We start from the raw sequence: 21,718 nt of genomic DNA, 5'->3' as shown, positions 1-21,718 counted from the left end.
CCGCCCCGCTTTGATCGAGGAAGGTGGCGCGGCCCGCCCGGTCGTTCCGGGCAGGCCGCAGCAAAACGACCTAGCCGATCAGACCGGCGACGACGCCGCTCGTGTCGATCATGCGGTTGGAGAAGCCCCATTCATTGTCGTACCACGATACGACGCGGGCGAGCTTTCCTTCCATGACGCTGGTTTCCAGGCTGTCGACGGTCGAGCTGGCCGGATAGTGGTTGAAGTCGCTGGAGACGAGCGGCTGGTCGGTAAAGTCAAGCACGCCCTTCATCTTGCCTTCCGCAGCCGCCTTGAGCGCCTCGTTCAGCTCCTCTGCCGTGGTGTCGCGACCCGGTACGAATACGAGATCGACGAGGCTGACATTGGGCGTCGGCACGCGCACGCTCGAGCCGTCGAGCTTGCCGTTCAGTTCCGGCAGGACGAGGCCGACGGCCCGCGCCGCACCGGTCGTCGTCGGAATCATGTTCTGCGCCCCGGCCCGCGCCCTGCGCATATCGGAATGCATCTGGTCGAGCATCCGCTGGTCGTTGGTGTAGCTGTGGATCGTCGTCATGAACCCGCGCTCGATGCCGACGGTATCGTTCAATACCTTGGCGATCGGGGCGAGGCAGTTGGTCGTGCAGCTCGCATTGGAAATGATGTCGTCATCGGCCGTCAGCGTGTCGTGATTGACGCCGTAGACGATGGTCTTGGAAACGCCCTTGGCCGGGGCGGAGATGACGACGCGCTTCGCACCTGCCGTAATGTGAGGCCGTGCGGCCTCGTCCGACTGGAAGAAGCCGGTGCATTCCATGACGATGTCGACGCCCATGTCCTTGTGCGGCAGGTCGCCGGGATTGCGCTCCGACGTTACGGCGATTTTCTTGCCATTGACGGTGATGCTGTCGCCGTCGGACGTGACTTCGCCGGGAAAGCGGCCATGCGTCGAATCATGGGCGAACAGCAGCGCATTGGCCTTCGCATCGGCAAGGTCGTTGATCGCGACCAGTTCGAGGTCGTGATCGTCGCGCTCCAGCAAAGCGCGTGCGACGAGCCGCCCGATCCGTCCGAAACCGTTGATTGCTACTTTGGTCGCCATTGAGTGTATCTCCTGCTTATCTTTTCAACTTGTCCATGATCTGCGGGACGATGGCGTCCGCAGTGAAACCGAATTGCTCGAACAGGACATTGCCGGGTGCGGAAGCGCCAAACCTGTCGAGCCCGATATTGAGACCATTCGCCATGGTATAGCGTTCCCAGCCCAGCGTCGCGCCCGCCTCGATCGAGACGCGAAGGATCGTGTCCGGATTGACATTGGGCAGCAGGTCCTCGCGATAGGCCTCGTCCTGCTCGGCAAAGGTTTCCATGCACGGCATCGAGATGACGTCGGCGCCGACGCCCTTGCTTTCCAGCTGCTGCGCGGTGGCAAGTGCCACCTGGACCTCACTGCCGGTGGCGATCAGGATGACCTTGCGCTCCGCCTCGGCAGACTTCAGGCGATAGGCACCCTTGGCGGACAGCATCCCGCCCTCGCGGCGAACCTGCGGCAACCCCTGGCGCGACAGGCACAGGACGGACGGCGTGTCGCGATCCATCAGCGCCAGCTTCCAGCACTCCGCCGTTTCGACGATGTCGGCCGGGCGATAGACCTTGAGATTGGGGATGAGGCGCAGCGACATGATCTGCTCGATCGGCTGGTGCGTCGGGCCGTCCTCGCCCAGCCCGATGGAATCATGCGTCATGACGTAGATCGCGCGAACCTGCTGCAAGGCCGACAGTCGAATGGCGTTGCGTGCATAGTCGCTGAAGATGAGGAACGTGCCGCCATAGGGGATCACGCCGCCATGCAGCGCCATGCCGTTCATCGCTGCCGCCATGCCGAACTCGCGAATGCCGAAATAGACGTAGCGCCCGGAATAATCGTCGGCGGAGAACGCCCCGATGCCGCCCGCCTTGGTATTGTTGGAGCCTGTCAGGTCGGCTGAACCGCCGATGGTCTCTGGGATGGCATCATTGATGACTCCAAGTGCCATCTCGCTCGCCTTGCGGGTCGCGACCTTCTGTTCTTTCGACACCAGATCGGCAATGTAATCGTCGATCGGCCCGAGGTCGGGCAGGTCGCCATCCATGCGGCGCTCGAACTCCTCGCGCTGGTCCGCTTCCTTCAGCCGGTTGAGCCAGTCGCGATGCGCGTCGCGGCCCCGGCTGGCGGTCGCCTTCCACGCGTCGCGGATGGGATCGGGAATGACGAAGGGTTCGTACTGCCAGCCAATCGCTTCGCGCGCGCCTTTAATCTCGTCCTCGCCGAGCGGAGCGCCATGCGCGGCCGCCGTGCCCTGCTTCGTGGGCGCACCCTTACCGATGACCGTGCGACAGGCGACGAGCGAAGGGAGTTCGCTTTCCTGCGCTTCCTGCAATGCGCGGCGGATGTCTTCGGGGTCATGCCCGTCGCAGCTCGTTACGTGCCAGCCCGTCGCTTCGTAACGCGCGGCGATGTTCTCGCTGGTCGACAATTCCGTCGAGCCGTCGATGGTGATGTTGTTGTCGTCCCACAGGACATTGAGATGGCCGAGCTTCAGATGACCTGCCAGCCCGATCGCTTCGTGGTTGATGCCTTCCATCAGGCAGCCGTCGCCCGCCACGACCCAGGTCCGGTGATCGACGAGCTCGTCGCCGAACGCGGAATTGAGGTGTCGCTCCGCCATGGCCATGCCGACCGCCATCGCGAGCCCCTGCCCCAGCGGGCCGGTGGTCGCCTCTACGCCGTCGAGGAGGAAGTTTTCCGGATGCCCGGCGCACGGCCCCTTCCACTGGCGGAAATTGCGAATGTCCTCGATCGTCGGCCGGGCATAGCCGGTTAGATTCAGGAGGGCATAGATCAGCATCGAACCGTGGCCCGCCGACAGGACGAAGCGGTCGCGATCGGACCAGTCGGGTGCGCTGGGATCGAATTTCAGGAAGTCAGAGAAGAGGACGGTGGCGACGTCCGCCATGCCCATCGGCATCCCTGGATGGCCCGAATTCGCCGCCTCGACCGCGTCCATCGCCAATGCGCGGATGGCGCCCGCCATATCCGCGAAACTCACTTCGTGCGAACTCATGCTGGTCGTGCCTCCATCGGCCGGAAAGGGGGGTTAGGCGCGCCGAGTCGCCATCGTGCGACTGCCTTTGCCGAGCGTGCTGGCAAGGTCAAGGCGCGCGCCCCCTTCCGTTCCCGGACGAAACGCCCTGCCGCACGGAGCGCACCGTTTGTGCAAAAGCTCTCAAGCGCGTGACGCAAACCGTTGCCATCCAAGCGTTTTGGCGCGATAAACCGCGCTATGGACGAGGACCGGATCGAAACCGCCATCGAGCGTATCGAAGCGGCGCGCCTGCGGCTCGTAGCTGCGGCCGAAAAGCTGGCGTCGCGCGAAGCCGACGATGGCGCCGATAGCGACCTTGCGGAACGTCATGCGGCGATGAAGCGGGCGGTTGCCGACAACCTCACCCGGCTCGACGACCTGATTGGGCGGCTGGAGGCATGAAGCAGCTCGATCTCGAAGTCGGCGGCAGGCGCTACCGCGTCGCCTGTGCGGAAGGGCAGGAACCGCGCATCCGCGAACTGGGCCAGGTCATCGACGACAAGCTGAAGATGCTCGGCCTGTCGCTGGCCCAGAACGATGCCAAGCACCTGTTGCTTGCCGCGCTTGTCTTGGCCGACGAGATGCAGGAGCACTCGGCCGCGCATCCCGATGCAACCGGTTCCGGCTCGCTCGCATCGCTGAAAGAAGAACTCGAACAGGCTCAGACCGAGCGCGATAGCCTGCGCAAGGATCGCGACCGGCTGACCGCGGAACTCGCCGCGCGCGACGAGGAGCCGCCGCAGACCCTGACCTTCGGGGTGGCCGCCAATCGCGAACTCGAACGGCAGAACCGCCAGCTGGCCGACCAGCTCGAAGCATTGGCCGATGCGCTGGAGAAGTCCGCCGACACGATTGAGAACAGCCTCGCCTGATAATTCGCCGAGCCCGGCTTTCCCCTTGAGCGCGGCACGGCGCACCCCTACATGGAAGGCGGCGGGGCTGCCCGGTACGAGCCATTGAACATCCCTGAGGCTATAAGCACATCCAAGGGAGCTGTCCCTGTCCCGGATCATGGGCCCCTTCCTCAACTGAGGAACCCCGGGGTTCGGGGTATACGGCGCCCACCTGACGTTCTCGCGTCAGTGGATCTCGAGGCAACGACCCATGGTGGTCCCGCCACTTCTCGATGCATCGCCGCATTCAGGCGCGAAGGAAACACGTGACCGAGCAAATAGTCACCGACAAGGCCGATCTGCGCCGCAGTCTGAGAGCGAAGCGAAAGGACCATGTCGCGGCCATCGACGACAAGGTGCGCGCGCTTCTCTTAATGCGTCCGCCCGCCGCAGTCACCGATCTGCTCGAAGCGGACGACGTCATCGGCCTCTATCATGCGATGGGCGACGAGGCGCCGACCCGCGCCTATGCTAAACATTTTCAGGAAAACGGCTATCGCATCGCCCTCCCTTATTTCGCAGAAGAAAATGCGGCGATGGAGTTTCGCGAATATACCGATCCGTTCGCGGACGACGATCTAGAAAGCGGTCCGTTCGACATTCCGCAACCGCGCAGCGAGGCGCCGCTGCTCGACCCGGACATCCTGTTCGTGCCCCTGATCGGATTTACCGAAGAAGGCCACCGCCTCGGACAGGGCAAGGGGCATTACGATCGCTTCCTCGGCGCGAACCTCGTGCGGCAGCGCATCGGCCTTGCCTGGGACGCGCAGCTCGTTGCTGAAATGCCCGTCGAACAGCATGACGAGCCGCTCGACATGATCGTGACGCCGACCCGCCTGTTCGGTCCGTTCGAAAAGCGAGCGGCGCGATGAGGCAGGAGCCGACCTGGCGCATCCCGATCGGAATTCTCGGCCTGCTGCTGGGGCTGGCCATCTACGGCATCGTCATCGCCCGCTATGCGCCCGACCTGATCGGCGACTGGCCGACGCTGGCACAGACGCTGGTCTATATCGTGCTCGGCGTCCTTTGGCTTCTGCCGCTGCGCCGGTTCCTCATCTGGATGGAGACGGGCCGCTGGAGCCCTCCGCCCGACGCCTGAGCGTGAAAGCGGGCCCGGTTTCGTAGCGGAACGGCGGCGCACAAGCCCCGTTTCCTTCCTATGCCCGAACTTCCAGAAAACGAGGCGCAACGCCGCCTGCTCGAGCGCGAATGCCTCAACCGCACGATCGAAAGCGTCGAACTCGGCGACGACACGAGCTACATCGAACTCCCCGGTGACAACGAACGCAAACGCCTTGTCGGGCGGCAATTCACCGAAACGCGGCGGCATGGCAAAAACGTGTTCGCGGGCAGCAAGACCGGGCCGTGGATGACGGTGCATCTCGGCATGACCGGGCAACTGATCCCGTTCGACGAACCCGCCGATCCGCCGGACTATACGAAGCTGCTGATCCGGTTCGAAGGGAACCGCGCCCTTGCCTTTCGCTGTCCGCGAAAGCTCGGCCATGTGCGCGTGATCGACGACCCTGACGAATATATCGCGAAGGAAGGCTTGGGACCGGATGCCCTTGCCATCGACCGCGACACTTTCTTGGAAACCTTCGGCAAGACGAAAAGCGCGATCAAGGCTGCGCTGATGAGTCAGGAGAAGTTAGCAGGGATCGGCAATCTCTGGTCCGACGAAATCCTGTTCGAGACCGGCCTGAACCCGCAATGCCGCGCAAACGAATTGTCGAAGGACACGCTCGGCGAACTCTACGATGCGATGCAGTCGATCCTCGAAACCGTCGTTTCGAAGGATGCCGATTATGAGAAGCTTCCCGATGACTGGCTGGTGCGCGGCCGCGATGAAGGCAGCGATTGTCCGCGCTGCGACGGGACGATCGTCACCGCGAAAGTCGGCGGACGCACCGCCTACTTTTGCGATAAACATCAGGAATGAGGTTAAAGTCCCAAGTGGCGCGAGTGACGGGACTTGAACCCGCGACCCTCGGCGTGACAGGCCGATACTCTAACCAACTGAGCTACACCCGCGCATTAAACGCTTGCAGCGCCCCTTGGGAGACGCGCCACTAAGACAGACCCGGAGGAGTGTCAATACTGGCGCGAGGCTTATTTTGCCGCTTTTTCGCAAAGGGGGGAAAACCGCCCGAAAACCCCTGCGAACGCGGCGAAAATTCTACGGCTGGCTGAGCAGTAGTACCGGCGTTTCGATGAGTTTCTTCAGCGCCTGCACGAAGCTCGCCGCATCGTAACCATCGACGACGCGATGATCGCAACTGATCGAGATGTTCATCAGCTTGCGCTTCTCGATCCGCTCGCCGCCCATGCCATCGGGAACGAACATTGGTCGTTCGATGATGCGGTTGGGGCCGATGATCGCGACTTCCGGGCGATTGATGACCGGGGTCGTCGCGACCCCGCCGAGCGGGCCGAGAGAGGTAACGGTCAGCGTTCCGCCCTGCATTTCTTCGGACTTGGCTGTGCCTTCGCGCGCGGCATCAGCGAGCCGAAGGATTTCACGTGCAAGCTGCCACGGGTTCTTCGCCTGTGCATCGCGGATGACGGGCACCATCAGCCCGGCATCGGTCTGCGTTGCCATGCCGAGGTGGACCGCGCCGTGACGTGTGACGATGCCTGCCTCATCGTCGTAGCGCGCGTTGATCATAGGATAGTCGGGCAGTGTCTTGCAGATCGCGGTAATCAGCAACGGCAGAATGGTCAGCTTCGGCTTCTCACCGCGATTGGCGTTGAGTTCGCTGCGCATCGCTTCGAGCGCGGTGACGTCCACTTCCTCGACATAGCTGAAATGGGGGATGTTGCGCTTGGAAGCCGCCATATTCTCGGCAATGCGCCGGCGCATCCCGATAACCTTGCGTTCTTCGTCCGAGCGGGTCTGCGCGGCACCGGTGAAGCCCGAATTATAGGACAGGAACTGGTCGAGATCGCCGTGTCTCAGGCGCCCGCCTTCGGCTGGCTTCACTTCGGCCAGATCGATGCCGAGATCCTTGGCACGCTTGCGGACTGCGGGCGACGCAAGAACCTTGCGGTCGCTGGTTGATGAAGAAGCAGCGGTGTCGGTCGGCTTGCTTGTGTCCTGCCCGCGGGCAATGGCATCGTTCGCATCGGACGGGTCAGGGTTCTCGACCCCGATCCGCTCCTCGACCGTGCTATCCTTCGGCGAAGGAGCAGGCGCCGGCGCGGGTTCAGGCGATTGTGAAGGCGTCGGAGCAGAAGTCGGCGCCGGGGCCGTGCCCGCGCCGGAGCCTGGCGCATGGTCCGCCACGGCCTCGTTCTCTTCCAGCACCTCGTCCGGAACTTCGCCTTCGACCTCGATCACCACCAGCATCGAGCCGATGGAGACCATGTCCCCTTCCTCGCCGGCGACTTCGAGCACCTTGCCCGTGACGGGGCTTTCCATCGGGACCGTCGCCTTGTCGGTCATCATGTCGACGATTTCCTGGTCTTCCTCGACCTTGTCGCCAATCTTGACGTGCCAGGCGACGATCTCCGCCTCGGCAATGCCTTCCCCGATGTCGGGCATATTGAATGTGAATTTCGTCATCGGGCTCTAGCCTTCCAGAAGTTTGTCCATGGCCTCGCCGATACGGATCGGGCCGGGAAAGTAAGCCCATTCCAGGCTGTGCGGATAGGGAGTGTCGAAGCCGGTCACGCGCTCGATCGGGGCTTCGAGATGGTAGAAACAGCGTTCCTGAACCAGCGCGGACAGTTCGGCGCCGAAGCCGGAAGTGCGCGTCGCCTCGTGCACGATCATGCATTTACCGGTTTTTTCCACCGACTTTTCCACAGCCTTGATGTCGAGCGGAACGAGTGTGCGAAGGTCGAGAATTTCCGCGTCGATGTTCTTCTCGCGCGCGACAGCCTCTGCCACGTGAACCATCGTGCCATAGGCGAGGACGGTCATCTGCGTGCCCTCGCGCACCGTGCGCGCCTTGCCGAGCGGGATGCGGTAATAGCCTTCCGGCACGACGCTGTCCGCGTGCTTCGCCCAGCTCTGGACAGGACGGTCGTAATAGCCCGAGAACGGGCCGTTATAGATGCGCTTGGGTTCGAAGAAGATGACGGGGTCGTTATCCTCGATCGCTGCGATCAGAAGCCCCTTTGCATCGTGCGGCGTGGAGGGGATGACCGTCTTGAGGCCAGCGACGTGGGTGAAGATGGATTCGGGCGACTGGCTGTGCGTCTGTCCGCCGAAGATGCCCCCGCCGAAGGGAGAGCGCACGGTCAGCGGTGCGATATACTCCGCAGCAGAGCGGTAGCGCAGCCGCGCCGCCTCGCTGATGAGCTGGTCGAGGCCGGGATAGATGTAATCGGCGAACTGGATTTCCGGGACGGGCCGCAGGCCGTATGCGCCCATGCCTACAGCGACGCCGATGATGCCGCATTCCGAGATCGGCGTGTCGAACACGCGCGTCTTGCCGTGCTTTTCCTGAAGATGCGCGGTCGCCCGAAAGACGCCGCCGAAATAGCCGACATCCTCGCCCATGATGATGACGTCGGGATCGCGTTCCAGCATGATGTCGAGCGCATCGTTGATCGCCTCGATCATGTTGAGGCGGCGGTCGCCGTCCGCATCCTTCGTGCCCTTCCGGCTCTTCGCGCCTTGCTGCTTGTCGGCCACGTCGCTCATTCCGGGAGTCCTTCGGGAAATTTCGTCTTGCGTTCGTGAATGGCCTGTTCCGCCTGCTCCTTGAGGTGCCAGGGCAACTCCTCGAAGACGTCCTCGAACATGGTGCGGAACGGATGGTGGAGACCATGGCCGAGAATGCCGTTCTTCTCGGCTTCCTTGGTCGTGCGCTTCACTTCCTCGGCGGCCTCGCGGTCCATTTCCTCCTGCCGCTCCTCGTCCCATTCGCCGAGCGCGATGAGGTGACGCTTGAGGCGCATGACCGGATCGCCGAGCGGCCATTCCTCCCGCTCCTGCGCACTGCGATAGCCGGACGGATCGTCGGAGGTCGAATGACCCTCTGCGCGATAGGTGAAATACTCGATCAGCGTCGGCCCGCCATTCGCCCGCGCCCGGTCGGCCGCCCATTTCTGGCTGGCATAGACGGCGAGCGGATCGTTGCCGTCGACGCGCAGACCCGCCAGTCCGTAGCCGAGCGCCCGCGCGGCGAAGGTCGTCCGCTCCGCCCCGGCAAATCCGGAAAAGCTCGAGATCGCCCACTGGTTGTTGATAACATTGATGATAACCGGTGCATTATAGACCGTCGCGAAGGTGCAGGCCGAGTGGAAGTCACCCTCCGCAGTCGAGCCCTCCCCGACCCAGGTCGCCGCGATCCGGCTGTCGTTCTTGATCGCGCTCGCCATCGCCCAGCCAACCGCCTGCGGCGTCTGCGTCGCCAGATTGCCGGAGATCGAGAAGAACGAATGTTCGCGGCTCGAATACATGATGGGCAGTTGCCGCCCCTTCAGCTTGTCGCCCTTGTTCGAATAGATCTGGTTGATCATCTCGATGAGGGGATAACCGCGTGCGATGAGGACGCCCTGCTGCCGGTAGGAGGGAAACACCATGTCGTCCGAGGCCAGCGCCATCGCCGCCGAGACGCTGGTCGCCTCTTCGCCGGTGCATTTCATGTAGAAGCTGGTCTTGCCCTGCCGCTGTCCCCGAAACATCCGCTCGTCAAAGGCGCGCACGAGGGCGAAATGGCGCAGCATCGTCCGCAGCGTTTCCGGATCGAGCTTCGGGTCCCACGGACCGTGCGCCCGGTTGTCGTCGCCCAGCACACGAATGAGGTCATGGCAAAGCGGCGCAGTTTCCTTCGCCTCGCATGCTTCGTCGGGGCGCGGCTGCTCGCCCGCTGGCGGGATCGACAGATGCGAGAAGTCCACCTGATCGCCGGGCCGGTATTTCGGCTCCGGCACGTGCAGCGACAGTTGCGGTTTGTTGGAAGCCGCCGGCTCGTCGGATGCGCTCGTCAAATGTCTCTCCTCCGCCGCGTAAGGCTCGCTCTCTCGATGTAGCAATCTTGCAGCTTCGTGTTATTTTATTTCAGCCGCTAGTCCGGGTCAAGCCGCGTCTCAGACCGCGACCGGAGCGGAGATCGGGGGATGCGGATCGTAGCCGTGAACCTCGAAATCCTCGATCGCGTAACCGAAGATGCTGTCCGGTTTTCTCTTGATCTCAAGCGTCGGATGGCCGCGCGGTTCCCGCTCGACTTGCTCGGTGACGAGATGCGCGTGATTGAGATAGAGGTGGACGTCGCCGCCCATCCAGACGAGTTCGCCCGGCGCGAGCCCGGTTTGCTGAGCCATCATCTGCGCGAGCAGTGCCGCGGACCAGAGGTTGAACGGCAGACCGAGCGCCACGTCGCAGCTGCGCTGGTAAAGGATGCAGTTCAGCCGGTCGCCGGCGACATGGAACTGGTAGGTCTTGTGGCATGGCGGAAGAGCCATCGAGTCCAGTTCGGCGACGTTCCAGCCTTCTATGATATGGCGCCTGCTGCCCGGATTATTGATGAGCGAATCGACGGTCTGAGCGACCTGGTTGATGCCCTCACCCTTGCGGTAATTTCCGTTGCCCGTCTGTTCATAGGTCGGCCAGTCGACCCATTGCTTCCCGTAAACCGGCCCGAGATCGCCCCATTCCTCGGCGAAGACGGGATCGTCGGCGATCCGCGCGACGAATGCCTCCAATGAGAGGTCATCTCCCGTATCGCGGACATAACGCGCGTGAGGCCACTCGTTCCAGATCTTGACGCCCTGCAAGACGAGCGGCCGGATATTGGTGCTGCCCGTCAGGAACCAGAGAAGTTCGCGCGTCGCCGTCTTCCAATAGACCCGCTTGGTCGTGACGAGCGGCATGGCTCCGCCCGACAGATCGTACCGCAACGTCGCGCCGAAGATCGAGCGAGTGCCGACGCCCGTTCTGTCGCTGCGCTCGTTCCCGTTCTTCCAGATATCCTGCATCAGATCGAGATATTGCTGCTCTGGATGCGCGGTCTCGGCAGCGGGAATCGGACGGGTCGCCATCGCGCGACCTTAGACCGCGAAAAGCGCGCTTGCCACCCTCGCCTGCCGGCTTTATAGCGCCGCCTTCTGCAGGTCCGGACCCTCACCCGGGAAGCGAGCCTGCGGCACGATCGGTCGGGAAGTAGCTCAGCCTGGTAGAGCACCGTCTTCGGGAGGCGGGGGCCGGAGGTTCGAATCCTCTCTTCCCGACCAGGTCTTTCTTACGCGACGCGAACGACCAGAATGCCGAGCAGCAGCGTCAGCGCTCCCAGTCCAAGCGAAAGATGCCAGCGCAACCGCAGGAACGCTGGCGGCGCCAGGCCGAGCGCGCGGTCGACGAAGGGCGACAGCGTCAGGAAGATGCCCAGCCAGATGAGCGAGGGATCGGGCCAGCGCCATCCCAGCGTCCAAGGCAGGTACAGCGCGAGCGATAGGAGGCTTGGCAGGACGGCAACGGCGAACGCCCAGCGCGGCTTCCCCCCGCTTTGCATGGCCTGTCCCCACCACACCCCGCCGAGAAATGAGAAGATCAGCGCCGCATAGGCGAACCCTCCGGCCAGCGCGACGAAGCCCCATTCCCCTCCGCGAAGCACCAGCAGTACGGCGAGCAACTGAGGCAGTAGCCCCGCATAGCCGAGCCACAGATACGACGAAGTGTCCGGCCCGGTGCGTCCGCTTTCGGGGTTCATGCTTTCTCCTGCTTGTAAGGTGGATGTGCGAACCGCATATCCTGTCTATGTCCGATAACGACAATCCGGGCCGCCACCGCGCGGTTCCCTCGGGTCGCCTTTCCCGCCTTTCCGGCTTCACGCGGCTTGCCGGAGGTGTTGCGGGAGGAATGATGGCCGAAGGCGCACGACGGCTCGCGGCAGGCGAACGACCGCGCGTCAACGAGATGCTGCTGACGCCCGGCAATGCGAAGCGGCTGACGGAGCGACTTTCCCATTTGCGCGGAGCGGCAATGAAACTCGGTCAGATGATCTCGATGGATGCGGGCGACGTCCTGCCGCCCGAACTCGCCGACATTCTCGCCTCGCTACGCGACAACGCCAATTTCATGCCGCCGAAGCAGCTCGACACGGTTCTGGCGGCGCAATGGGGCAAAGACTGGCGCAAGCAATTCCGCCGGTTCGAGCCGCGGCCCATCGCGGCGGCCTCCATCGGGCAGGTTCACCGCGCCGTTACCCGCGATGACAAAAGCCTTGCAATAAAGGTCCAGTATCCCGGTGTCGCGCGCAGCATCGATAGCGACGTGGACAATGTCGCGAGCCTGCTTCGCTTGTCGGGCTTGTTGCCGAAGGAACTCGACATCGATCCCTTGCTCACGGCTGCCAAGGAACAGTTGCACGAAGAAGCGGATTACCTGCGGGAGGGAGAGCAGATGCGCCACTTCGCCGAGCGGTTGACCGGCAATCCTGATTTCACCGTCCCGCGCCTGTATGAAGAACTCACCCGGCCGCAGATCCTTGCAATGTCCTTCGAGGAAGGCATCCCCATCGAACAGCTTGCCGGGGAAGCGCAGGACGTGCGCGACCGCGTTTTCGGCAAGTTCATCGAGCTTGTCTCGAAAGAGTTGTTCGAATTCGGCGTCATGCAGACTGATCCGAACTTCGCGAATTATCGCTACAATCCCGAGACGGGCCGGATCGTCCTTCTCGACTTCGGCGCGACCCGTGACCTGTCCGATACGATCAGGGGCAATTACAGGCGGTTGATCGAAGCAGGCCTCGCGCAGGACAGCGAGCGACTTATGACCGAAGCCGTCGCGGCCGGGTTCGTCTCGCCGGCCACGATCGAACGCCACCGCCCGCGCGTCGAACGCATGATCGACATCATCGTCGGCGAGATGGCGGCGGACAAGCCCTTCGACTTCGGCAACCGCGCCTTCGTGCCCCTGCTGCGCGACGAGGGCATGGCGATCGCGCAGGACCGCAAGAGCTGGCACATTCCGCCCGCCGAAACGCTTTTCGTTCAGCGCAAGGTGAGCGGGACGGCCTTGCTCGGCGCCCGCCTGAAAGCGGTCGTCGACGTGCGTGGCATCGTATCTGAAACGCTCGCCGCCAACCCCGTTACAGGAGCCGACCAATGAATACCCTGACACTTCTAGCGATGGCTGCCGGCCTCGCCATGACCGCCTGCGCACCGCAATCCACTCCCGAGGATACCGGCGTCACGGACGACAATGCGCAAGCCGCGAACGAGAACGAACGCAACGTCGAACGGTTCAAGGAAGCGCTCGAAAGCTGCGATGCGTCGGCGGCTTCGGAACTCATCGGAATGCAACTCACCGACGAACTTCGCGAGCGTGCGCTGGCTTTGGCGGGTGCCGAGATGCTGCGCGTCATTGCGCCTGGAACCGTCGTAACGATGGATTATCGCACCGACCGCCTGAACGTCATGACCGATGAAGAAGGTGCCATCACCGGCTTTCGTTGCGGCTGATCGCGCAAGAGAAAGGGCCGCGCCTCGCAGCGCAGCCCTTCCCTTGATCAGCGAAACGAGCGGGATCAGAAGCGGATATTGATATCCGCGACCGCCCGGTCGTTGCGGACCGCATCGCGGCCGATATCCGTTTCGAACCCGGCTCCGAACCGGACGAGCCCGCGAGTGACCGAAACGCCGCCCTTCACTTCGGCCCAGTTGCTGTCGCCATTGGCGAGCGGCAGCAGGATGGGAACGTCGCTCGCCGCGGCGAAGCGCACCGTCATGCCGTCCTGTGCCCCGTCGAGGATACGGACGTAATTCGCCTGCATCTGCGGAACGAAGGTCCAGCCATTGCCCAGATCCTGCGAGCCCGCGAGCTTCGCACCGAGGCGGGCCTGCACTTCGCTCGTCGCGAAATCGTCGATCGCGAGCGCCGTTTCTCCGCCCGTTTCCGCAAACCCGTCGAGCGACGTGCGGTTATAGGCAAGCTGAGCGCGCGGCGTCAGGGTCAGTCCGTCCGACACGGGCACGTTAATGCCGGTTTCCGCAACCGCGGACATGCGCTCGCTCGACCGGTCGCCTTCGAGATTGTATTCGCCGAAGCCGTCCGAGCCGAACCGCAGCGTTTGCGTCCGGGCCATCTGGTAGTTGGCTGCAAGACCGACATAGGCGCCGTCGTCGAGGCGATAGGAGCCGTAGGCGGCGACCTGGTTCACTTCGCTTTCGGCCGTGTCGAAACCGCTATTGGCAAGTCCGCTGGCATAGCCGTAGCCGACGCCCACGGTCAGGCGCTCGGCAACTTCGTGCTCGATGCCCATACCGACGTAGCGGCCCTGCTGGCGGTCGTCGAGATTGCCCGTCGCGCCGCCGCTATTGTGCGAGGCGAAGGTGCCGCTCGATACGAAGCCGGTGAAGCCCTCGGGAAGCGCCAGTTCCTGCTGCCGGTCCGGTGCAAGGTTCGCAAAGCCGTTGCGCACGGCAGGCGAAGTTTCGCGGTCCGAGCCGACCAGGCCCCGCAGCGAGCCAGCTACACTGAGCGTGCCCGTATCCTGCGACCCCATCAGCGAGAGGCGGTCGGTGACGTTGTCGAACAGCATGCTGGCCTGCTGTTCCTGCAGGAGAGAGGCATCGTCGTTGATCCGCGGCGCCAGCGAAGCCAGCGCATTGGTCAGATTGGCCCCTTCCAGAAGGTCGAACGTGCCGTAGAGGTTGTACAGATCGTTGTAGGACGAGGAGCGAAGCTGATCGAGCGCGGAGGCAAATGCCCTCGCAGTCGGGTTGTTACGACCGATGATCTCCACGAACTTGCCAGCGCGCAGTTCTGCAATGACGCTCGTGTCCGTGTAGCTCAGTTCGGGACGAAGGACGCCTTGGAACGAGTAGACTTGTCCGAACGTGCCCTGAACACCTCCATCCGCCGTGGCGATGACGAATGCATCGCCGTCGCGCGGCTTGGGCGCCTTGCCGCCGATGGGCTTGTTGAAGACGACGGACGCACCCGGCGCATCCGGATCGTTCGGGTCCGACAGGGACAAGACACCCGTGACGGCCAGCGTATCAGCGCCGGAACGATCGGCATCGATATAAAGCGCGGAGCCCGATGCGAGGATCGCGTTGCCGTCGATCGTCAGGGTTCCGATCCGGTCGGCGCCACCGGGCGCAACGATGCCCGCTACCGACGTAAAGAAGGGCGTTTCGAACGTTCCGGTGCCTGACAGCAATCCGGTCAGCAGGAACGCCTCGCCGGTGCTCAGCGTGCCGTCGACATTCGTCCAGCCGGTGATCTGCGTCCAATCGCCGAGCGTTGTCAGCGAACCGCTCTCTTCGATGTCGAGAACACCGCCTTCCATCGTCAGCCGGTCGATCGTAATCTCCGCATCAGACAGCGTCGTGATGCCCTCGTAAAGGGTCACGTCGTAGTAACGCGGCTTGATCCGGTTGACGACATCGCCGGAGTAGTTGTCGGGTACGAAATTCTCCGAGCCCGGTCCGCCTTCGACGAAATACTGATCGCCTGTCGCGCCGACGATCGGATCCTGGTCGAACTCCTGACATTCGCCGGTCTGGAGGAACGGGAAGTTCAGTTCGATGCCGCAGATCTGGCCGTATTTGGCGCCTTCGCCGCTCAGTTCGGCACCGGGCGCGTCGGGGAGGCGATTGATGAGTTCGCCATCGAGTGCGACGTAGTAATTCGGGTCCATCGCTTGAACCCAGTGACCGGGATCGGTCCACTCGCCGTTTCCGCCCTTGGTCGTTGCATAGACGTAAGGATTGTTTGCGACGATGACCTGCCAGAACGCATGGAGCGGCTGGTAGAAGCTGTAGGAGCCATATGCATCGCCGAATGCGGTCGAACCGAAGATGCTACCGCCACCGGACAGCACGCCCAGAACGAGATCGAGATCGTATTTCTCGTCGAGGATCAGCGGACCGCCGCTGTCGCCTCCGGCAGTCGTGCCTTCACGGGGGAGGGATACGTCGTCGGTCCCGAATACGCCGAAATCGAGCCGAAGCTGCGAAACGTCGTAAATGCCGTCAGGATCGGTGAACGACGTCCAGTAAAGATTCTGCTCGAGGCCGCTGCGCGAACCGAAAATGCCCTCGTCATAATCGTCGAGCGAGCCGAGGAACGATACGAAGTTTTCCGCAGACCGGCGGCGGAAGTCGATGCCCTGATTGCCGAGAGCGTTCGTTCCGGCACCGCCATAGCCCGAAATCGTGACATGCTCTTGCTGATCGAGCGGAGTGAACAGCATTGCCCAAGTGGGAACGTCGAAAGCCGGAGTATCGAGCGTGGCAAGCGCGATGTCCGCTTCGAGGAAGCCGAATTCAAGCGAACGTTCGTCGTACCAGAGGTAGTCGACATTGTAGAATGAGCGGCCCTCGACCGTGTCGAACCCGCTATTAATCCATGAAATGGCGCCCGGACGTGCGTTCTGCTCAAATCCGAAACCGATCGGTGTGCCCCCCGTATCGGCTCCATAGGCCTCCTGAGGACGAGAATTGACGCAGTGCGCGGCTAGGAGAACCGTGCGCGGATTGATCAGCGTTCCGGTACACAGGCCGACCGAACCTCCGCCGTTCCAGACAATCATCTGACCGATGCCATTGACCCCGTCGATGTCGAGGCTGCCATCGGGATTATCCGCATTCGGATCGATGTCGTCGCGCGTAATGATGCCGGGTGAATATGGATCGTCGCCGATGCTCACGTCGATCGAACCGGCCATCGGTGCATTCGACATGCCGGCCGTAGCGAGACTGACGTCGTTGTCCTGAGCGGATGCCGGGAAAGCAGCTGCAAGCGCAGCGACCGACGTAGCCGCGACGAGAGAATGGCGGAAATGTAAGGATTTTGTCATGAAGGGACCCCTGACTGTCGTTTGAACGAAAGCCCGCCGATCCTCATACCGGCGATTCGCTGTTCGTCCGATGCAAGGACGATACCAAGAGAGCCCCCCATTGAAAGGGACCTTACCAAAAAATTAACAAATATGTCCGGAGTTGTTCAGGATTGGCACAAAGGCTTTGTCAGTTGACCAATTGTTCTTCGATCCAGCGGTCGATATGCGCGTCGAGAACATCAAGCGGCACGGCGCCGTTCTCGAGAACCGCATCGTGAAAATCGCGGAGCGAAAATTCTGTGCCGAGCGCTTCGCTGGCTCTTTCCCGCAACTCCCGAATTTTCAGTTCGCCGATCTTGTAGGCAAGCGCCTGACCCGGCCAGGTAATGTAGCGATTGACTTCGGCATCAATATTCGCCGGCGACAGCGCCGTATTGTCGAGCATGAACTCGACCGCGCGTTCTTTCGACCAGCCTTTCGAATGAATGCCCGTATCCACGACGAGCCGCGCCGCTCGCCACATCTCGTAGGACAGGCGTCCCATCTCTTTCGCGGGCGTGTCGTAAAGCCCCATTTCGATACCCAGCCGCTCGCTGTAAAGGCCCCATCCCTCGACGAATGCGGTGAAGAAGGTGCCGTTGCGACGGAGCGGATGCAGGTCGAGTTCCTGCTGCAGGGCGATCTGATGATGATGACCGGGAACCGCTTCGTGCACACCAAGCGCCGGCAATTCCCACAAGGGACGCTGATCGAGCTCCGTCGTATTTACGCGATAGATACCGGCCTGACCGGTTTCCAGAGAGCCAATCTCGTAATAGGCCGTCGTGTTGCCGGGGGCGGTGGCCGCCGGGATGGGCAAGACGGTATAGGGCTGGCGCGGCAGCATTCCGAACAGCTTCGGCATGAACCCGTCGATCTGCTTGGCAAGCGCGCTGGCCGCCTCCATCAGTTCTTCCGGCGTTTCGGCATAATATTGCGGATCGGTGCGCAGATGCTCGATGAACGCCTCACGCGATGCGAAGCCCGCATCGGCGGCGACCTCCTCCATCTCCGCGCGAATTCGCGCGACTTCGGACAGGCCGAGCTGATGTATCTCGTCAGGCGTCATGTCCGTCGTGGTGAAGCTCCTCACGCGATAGGCATAATAGTCCGCCCCGCCAGGCGTTTCGAGAATGCCCGGAGCGCCCGTCCGGCAGTTCGGGGCATATTCGTCTTCATAGAATGAGACGAAGGCGCGATAGGCTGGGAAGACATCATCGACGATGGCGGTCCTGCCGCGTTCCTTCAGCGCCTCCCAATCGCTCTCCGAAATGGTCGAGGGACGCTCTGCGAATGGCTGCCACAGGGCGGATTGGGTCGGATCGTCGGTAATCTGCGCTTCGATCCGGTCCGCGAATCCTTCCATCGGGCCGCAAGGTTGCGTCAGGCCGCGCGCCACCGCTTCGCGCGAGCGTGCAATTCCGTCCTCGTTATAGGCCGGGTACGCCTCGAGCCGGGCGACGTAGCTTTCGTAATCCGCTTTCGTGAAGAACGGTGAGCTATAGGGGAGCGCGGAAAGCGCCTGGAACCAGCCTCCGCGATTGGTGAAGATGACGTAGCGCGACTGGTCGAACTCGGCGAAGGCAATCTCGTCCGCCAAGCCCCGACGCGCGATCGCCAGATCGACCCGGAGGTCGTCGGGCAGCGCGCTCTCTTCGATCGCGTCGAGCCGATCGACAAACCCCCGGGCTTCCGCGATGTTGCGCTCGTATCCGTCAAGCGACAGATCGCCCAGCTTGCCGTCGCCGCGACGATCACCGACGCTGGTGGCCGTGCCCGGAGAATTGTCGAGCACCCATTGCCAAATTTCTTCGCGCAGAGCCTCGTAGCGTTGCACCTCTTCACTTGTAGAAGCGTTCGTCTGCTGCTGCGCTTGAGCCGAACCGGGTGCAAGAACCGAAGCCAGGCAGGCGGACGACAAGAGGACGGCGGAAAGGATGGTTCTCATACTGCGGGCTCCGTGTTTCTTCGCGTGTTCTATTGCGGTGGGGCGGTTTGGTCCAGTAAGCCGCCGGACATGAGCGATCGTCATTCAGTCCTGTTCGTATGCCTTGGCAATGTCTGTCGCTCTCCGCTTGCCGAAGGTGCCTTTCGCGCGGCAGCCCAGCGGGCGGGCCTCGATGTCGAGGTCGATTCGGCGGGAACGGCGGACTACCACATCGGAAAACCACCCAACCCGCGAGCCATTGCCGAAGCGCAGAAGCACGGTATCGACATATCGAACCTTCGCGCCCGCCAGTTACACACGCGGGACTTCGCTCGCTTCACGCATATCTTTGCGATGGACAGGCAGAACCTGGAGGACGTCAAGGCGCGCAACGTTACCGACGGGACGGCGCGTATCGGCCTGTTGCTCGATGCGGTTCCCGGTCGCGAGGGCGCGGACGTCGCGGACCCCTATTATGACGGAGAAGAGCACCTGAGCGATACATGGGAGGATGTCGCAGCTGCCGCCGAGGCGCTCGTCGCCCGCTTTTCCACGCAGTCCTAACCGCCTCGCAGCAACTGGACGCCGTAATCGCGCTCGAACAGGTAGAGAAGGATGCGCGCCGCTTCCCCTCGCTCGCCGGTGAGACCGCCATCGCGTTCAATTAGAAGTCGCGCATCGTCATGCGCCTTTGGCAGCAAGCGCGTAATCTGATCCAGGCTGGCAATCCGAAAGGCGTTGTCGCCCGATTGCCGCGTGCCAAGCAACTCGCCGCCACCGCGAAGGCGTAGGTCCTCCTCAGCGAGCCGGAAACCGTCCTGCGTCTCGCGCATCAGGGCGAGCCGTTCGCGCGCTGTCTCGGACAGCGTCTCGCCGCGCAGCAGCATGCACACGGATTTGGCGGCACCACGTCCCACCCTCCCGCGAAGCTGGTGCAACTGGGCAAGCCCGAACCGCTCAGCCTGCTCGATTATCATGAGGGTGGCATTGGGCACGTCCACACCCACTTCGATGACGGTGGTGGCGACGAGTATCTTTGCCTCGTTCGCGACGAACCGTTCCATCGCCGCATCCTTCACTTCGGGGGCGAGTTGGCCGTGGACGAGGGCAACGTCGTCGCCGAAGCGTTCGCGCAAGGCGGCATAGCGCGCTTCTGCTGCCGCAATGTCGTCGCCAACTGCATCATTGTCCCGGACCATCGGACAGACCCAATAGGCCTGCCCGCCCTTCTCGACATGACGCGCAACTCCGTCGACGATCTCGCTCATCCGGTCCAGTCCGGCGACGCGGGTATCGATCGCCTGCCGGCCCGGCGGCAATTCGTCGAGCTTGCTTACATCGAGTTCGCCATATTGCGCGAGGGTCAGGGTACGCGGAATGGGCGTGGCCGTCATCGCCAGCGTGTGCGGCGCGCGGCGGCCCTTGCTGGCGAGCATCAGGCGTTGGGCAACGCCGAAACGGTGCTGTTCATCGATCACGACGAGAGCGAGATCGCGGTAAGCGACAGTGTCCTGGAAGATGGCATGAGTGCCCACAACGATGTCGATGCTGCCATCCATAAGACCCATCAGAGTGGCCTCGCGCGCCCTGCCCTTGTCGCGTCCGGTCAGCAGCGCCATGCGGACGCCGGTGGGAGCAGCCATCCTGCGCAATGTCTCAAAATGCTGGCGTGCGAGGATCTCGGTCGGTGCGAGCATGGCCGATTGCGCACCGGCTTCGGCAGCGATCAGCATGGCACTCAGAGCCACGACCGTCTTTCCAGCACCGACATCGCCCTGCAACAGTCGCAGCATCGGTGCTTCCTGCTGAAGATCGCCTTCGATTTCCCGAATGCTGCGCGCCTGCGCTCCGGTCAGCGCAAAGGGCAAAGCCAGCTTTTCTCGAAGCGACCCGTCGCCGGCCAGCGCCCTTCCCTTCCGGCGGCGATTGTCGGCGCGCACCAGCAGCAAGGCGATGCTATTGGCCAGCAATTCGTCGTAGGCGAGGCGCTCGCGAGCCGCTTCATGCTCTCCGCGATGCGCCAGATGCAGCGCCTCTCTCCAGGCGGGCCAGTCGTCCTTCGCAGCCTTGCTCGGCTCGATCCATTCAGGAAGATCGGGCGTACGTGTCAGCGCCTGTTCGATCAGACCGGCAATACGCGGCTGGGTGAGCCCTTCCGACAGCGCATAGACCGGCTCGCATACCCGATCGAGCGAAGCGTCGGGCTCGTCCAGGATGTGATCGGGATGCACGATTTGCAGCATGTCGCCATATTGGTCGAGCCGACCGACGATCCACCGCTTCTCGCCGGCCGGAAGTTGCTTGCGGGCGGAATAGGATGCCCGCCCGAAGAAGGTGAGCGAGACGACATTGCCGATCTGGTCCTGCGCCAGGACGCGGTAAGGTCCGCGACCCGAACTCGCCTTATGCTGCGTCGGGGTGAGCGCGACGATAATCTGTTCGCCGATCCCCGCTTCGTCGAGACTGTCGACGCGGCGACGCATCACGAAGCGTTCCGGCAAGTGATAGATCATGTCGCGGATGCGCGTCAGGCCCAGCTTTTTTAGCGGTTTCCTGAGTTTCGGTCCGACACCGTCGAGCGTATCGGTTTCGGCAAAAAGGGGATTGAGAATGTCCGGCCGCATCGCGGGTCCTTATAGGCGCTTGCGCCATGTTTGCGAGTGGCTTAGGCGCCTTTGTCATGCATGAAAGCGACGATCTGAAGCGAAGGTTCGCCCGCGCGAAGTTTCGCGCCTGGCATCGCGGCACGCGCGAGGCGGATTACATGATCGGCGGCTTCTTCGATCGCTATGCTGCCGAATGGAGCGCCGCCGAACTCGCCTGGTTCGAGGCCTTGCTGGACGAGGACGATGTCGACGTCATGGCATGGGCGTTGCAAGCCGCGCCGGCGCCCGAGCATATCGAAGGCCGACAGCTCGAATTCATGCAACGGCTCGACTATGTCGGCATCGGTCCTACCGCCGCGGACCGCAAGTAGGATTTTCGCGCGACGAGGAAACCGGTTCGCGGTTTCGA

General features: G+C 62.8%; 19 protein-coding genes, 2 tRNA genes and 1 other RNA gene. 11 read left to right on the top strand and 11 right to left on the bottom strand.

The genetic code is table 11. The features are described from left to right. Nucleotides 1–70 precede the first annotated feature (70 nt). On the bottom strand, nucleotides 71–1,081 hold the full coding sequence (gene gap, locus GRI38_RS03795) for a type I glyceraldehyde-3-phosphate dehydrogenase (RefSeq protein WP_160681575.1): 1,011 nt from the start codon (nucleotides 1,079–1,081) through the stop codon (nucleotides 71–73). Between the two features lie 16 nt (nucleotides 1,082–1,097). Next, complete coding sequence (tkt, locus tag GRI38_RS03790) at nucleotides 1,098–3,083, bottom strand: transketolase (RefSeq protein WP_160681574.1); 1,986 nt, start codon at nucleotides 3,081–3,083, stop codon at nucleotides 1,098–1,100. Between the two features lie 183 nt (nucleotides 3,084–3,266). Here tkt and GRI38_RS03785 point away from each other — a divergent pair, with 183 nt between their 5' ends. The 6 genes from GRI38_RS03785 to GRI38_RS03765 all read left to right on the top strand — a co-directional run bounded on the left by GRI38_RS03785 (nucleotide 3,267) and on the right by GRI38_RS03765 (nucleotide 5,939). Further along, on the top strand, nucleotides 3,267–3,506 hold the full coding sequence (locus GRI38_RS03785) for a hypothetical protein (RefSeq protein WP_160681573.1): 240 nt from the start codon (nucleotides 3,267–3,269) through the stop codon (nucleotides 3,504–3,506). Further along, nucleotides 3,503–3,976: a cell division protein ZapA gene (gene zapA / locus GRI38_RS03780; RefSeq protein ID WP_160681572.1), complete on the top strand. Its 474-nt coding sequence runs from the start codon at nucleotides 3,503–3,505 to the stop codon at nucleotides 3,974–3,976. The genes GRI38_RS03785 and zapA overlap by 4 nt, the downstream gene beginning before the upstream one ends. Before the next feature lie 61 nt (nucleotides 3,977–4,037). Beyond that, nucleotides 4,038–4,222: non-coding RNA, 6S RNA (ssrS, locus tag GRI38_RS14385), on the top strand. A gap of 41 nt (nucleotides 4,223–4,263) precedes the next feature. Then, complete coding sequence (locus GRI38_RS03775; RefSeq protein ID WP_337191234.1) at nucleotides 4,264–4,869, top strand: 5-formyltetrahydrofolate cyclo-ligase; 606 nt, start codon at nucleotides 4,264–4,266, stop codon at nucleotides 4,867–4,869. After that, the gene (locus tag GRI38_RS03770) at nucleotides 4,866–5,096 is read left to right on the top strand and encodes a DUF2842 domain-containing protein (protein ID WP_160681570.1); all 231 of its coding nucleotides are present in this window, start codon (nucleotides 4,866–4,868) and stop codon (nucleotides 5,094–5,096) included. The genes GRI38_RS03775 and GRI38_RS03770 overlap by 4 nt, the downstream gene beginning before the upstream one ends. A 60-nt stretch (nucleotides 5,097–5,156) precedes the next feature. Next, entirely contained in the window at nucleotides 5,157–5,939 is a 783-nt protein-coding gene (locus GRI38_RS03765) for an Fpg/Nei family DNA glycosylase (RefSeq protein WP_160681569.1), read from the top strand. 15 nt (nucleotides 5,940–5,954) lie between these two features. Here GRI38_RS03765 and GRI38_RS03760 read toward each other — a convergent pair. The 5 genes from GRI38_RS03760 to GRI38_RS03740 form a co-directional block, all read right to left on the bottom strand. Next, nucleotides 5,955–6,031: transfer RNA gene (locus GRI38_RS03760), tRNA-Asp, on the bottom strand. A gap of 145 nt (nucleotides 6,032–6,176) precedes the next feature. Then, a complete protein-coding gene (locus GRI38_RS03755) occupies nucleotides 6,177–7,562 on the bottom strand; it encodes a dihydrolipoamide acetyltransferase family protein (RefSeq protein WP_160681568.1) in 1,386 nt (461 codons plus the stop codon). Between the two features lie 6 nt (nucleotides 7,563–7,568). Then, nucleotides 7,569–8,567, bottom strand: a complete 999-nt coding sequence (locus GRI38_RS03750; protein WP_337191264.1) for an alpha-ketoacid dehydrogenase subunit beta — start codon at nucleotides 8,565–8,567, stop codon at nucleotides 7,569–7,571. Nucleotides 8,568–8,644: 77 nt separating this feature from the next. Further along, entirely contained in the window at nucleotides 8,645–9,940 is a 1,296-nt protein-coding gene (locus GRI38_RS03745; protein ID WP_160681566.1) for a 3-methyl-2-oxobutanoate dehydrogenase (2-methylpropanoyl-transferring) subunit alpha, read from the bottom strand. A 99-nt stretch (nucleotides 9,941–10,039) separates the two neighbouring features. After that, the gene (locus tag GRI38_RS03740; protein ID WP_160681565.1) at nucleotides 10,040–10,990 is read right to left on the bottom strand and encodes a thymidylate synthase; all 951 of its coding nucleotides are present in this window, start codon (nucleotides 10,988–10,990) and stop codon (nucleotides 10,040–10,042) included. 115 nt (nucleotides 10,991–11,105) lie between these two features. Here GRI38_RS03740 and GRI38_RS03735 point away from each other — a divergent pair. Next, nucleotides 11,106–11,182 (top strand) — tRNA-Pro (locus GRI38_RS03735). Nucleotides 11,183–11,190: 8 nt separating this feature from the next. On the opposite strand, the gene GRI38_RS03730 is transcribed toward GRI38_RS03735, so the two are convergent. Next, a complete protein-coding gene (locus tag GRI38_RS03730) occupies nucleotides 11,191–11,658 on the bottom strand; it encodes a DUF3429 domain-containing protein (protein WP_160681564.1) in 468 nt (155 codons plus the stop codon). A gap of 47 nt (nucleotides 11,659–11,705) precedes the next feature. Here GRI38_RS03730 and GRI38_RS03725 point away from each other — a divergent pair, with 47 nt between their 5' ends. After that, nucleotides 11,706–13,058: an ABC1 kinase family protein gene (locus tag GRI38_RS03725; protein WP_160681563.1), complete on the top strand. Its 1,353-nt coding sequence runs from the start codon at nucleotides 11,706–11,708 to the stop codon at nucleotides 13,056–13,058. Beyond that, on the top strand, nucleotides 13,055–13,411 hold the full coding sequence (locus GRI38_RS03720; RefSeq protein WP_160681562.1) for an I78 family peptidase inhibitor: 357 nt from the start codon (nucleotides 13,055–13,057) through the stop codon (nucleotides 13,409–13,411). The genes GRI38_RS03725 and GRI38_RS03720 overlap by 4 nt, the downstream gene beginning before the upstream one ends. 65 nt (nucleotides 13,412–13,476) lie before the next feature. Here GRI38_RS03720 and GRI38_RS03715 read toward each other — a convergent pair whose 3' ends face one another. Continuing rightward, nucleotides 13,477–16,755: an autotransporter domain-containing protein gene (locus GRI38_RS03715; RefSeq protein WP_160681561.1), complete on the bottom strand. Its 3,279-nt coding sequence runs from the start codon at nucleotides 16,753–16,755 to the stop codon at nucleotides 13,477–13,479. Between the two features lie 169 nt (nucleotides 16,756–16,924). After that, nucleotides 16,925–18,724, bottom strand: coding sequence for a DUF885 domain-containing protein (locus tag GRI38_RS03710; RefSeq protein ID WP_160681560.1), 1,800 nt, complete (start codon nucleotides 18,722–18,724; stop codon nucleotides 16,925–16,927). Between the two features lie 69 nt (nucleotides 18,725–18,793). Between GRI38_RS03710 and GRI38_RS03705 the strand changes: the two genes are divergently transcribed. Further along, nucleotides 18,794–19,267, top strand: a complete 474-nt coding sequence (locus GRI38_RS03705) for a low molecular weight protein-tyrosine-phosphatase (RefSeq protein WP_160681559.1) — start codon at nucleotides 18,794–18,796, stop codon at nucleotides 19,265–19,267. Here GRI38_RS03705 and recG read toward each other — a convergent pair. After that, nucleotides 19,264–21,327: an ATP-dependent DNA helicase RecG gene (gene recG, locus GRI38_RS03700; protein WP_160681558.1), complete on the bottom strand. Its 2,064-nt coding sequence runs from the start codon at nucleotides 21,325–21,327 to the stop codon at nucleotides 19,264–19,266. The genes GRI38_RS03705 and recG overlap by 4 nt on opposite strands. 56 nt (nucleotides 21,328–21,383) lie before the next feature. On the opposite strand from recG, the gene GRI38_RS03695 reads away from it, so the two are divergent. Continuing rightward, on the top strand, nucleotides 21,384–21,680 hold the full coding sequence (locus tag GRI38_RS03695) for a succinate dehydrogenase assembly factor 2 (protein ID WP_160681557.1): 297 nt from the start codon (nucleotides 21,384–21,386) through the stop codon (nucleotides 21,678–21,680). Nucleotides 21,681–21,718: the final 38 nt, after the last annotated feature.

It is taken from the genome of Parapontixanthobacter aurantiacus (assembly GCF_009827635.1).
Taxonomy (GTDB): Bacteria; Pseudomonadota; Alphaproteobacteria; order Sphingomonadales; family Sphingomonadaceae; genus Parapontixanthobacter; species Parapontixanthobacter aurantiacus.
This window is presented reverse-complemented; position numbering and strand designations above follow the sequence as displayed.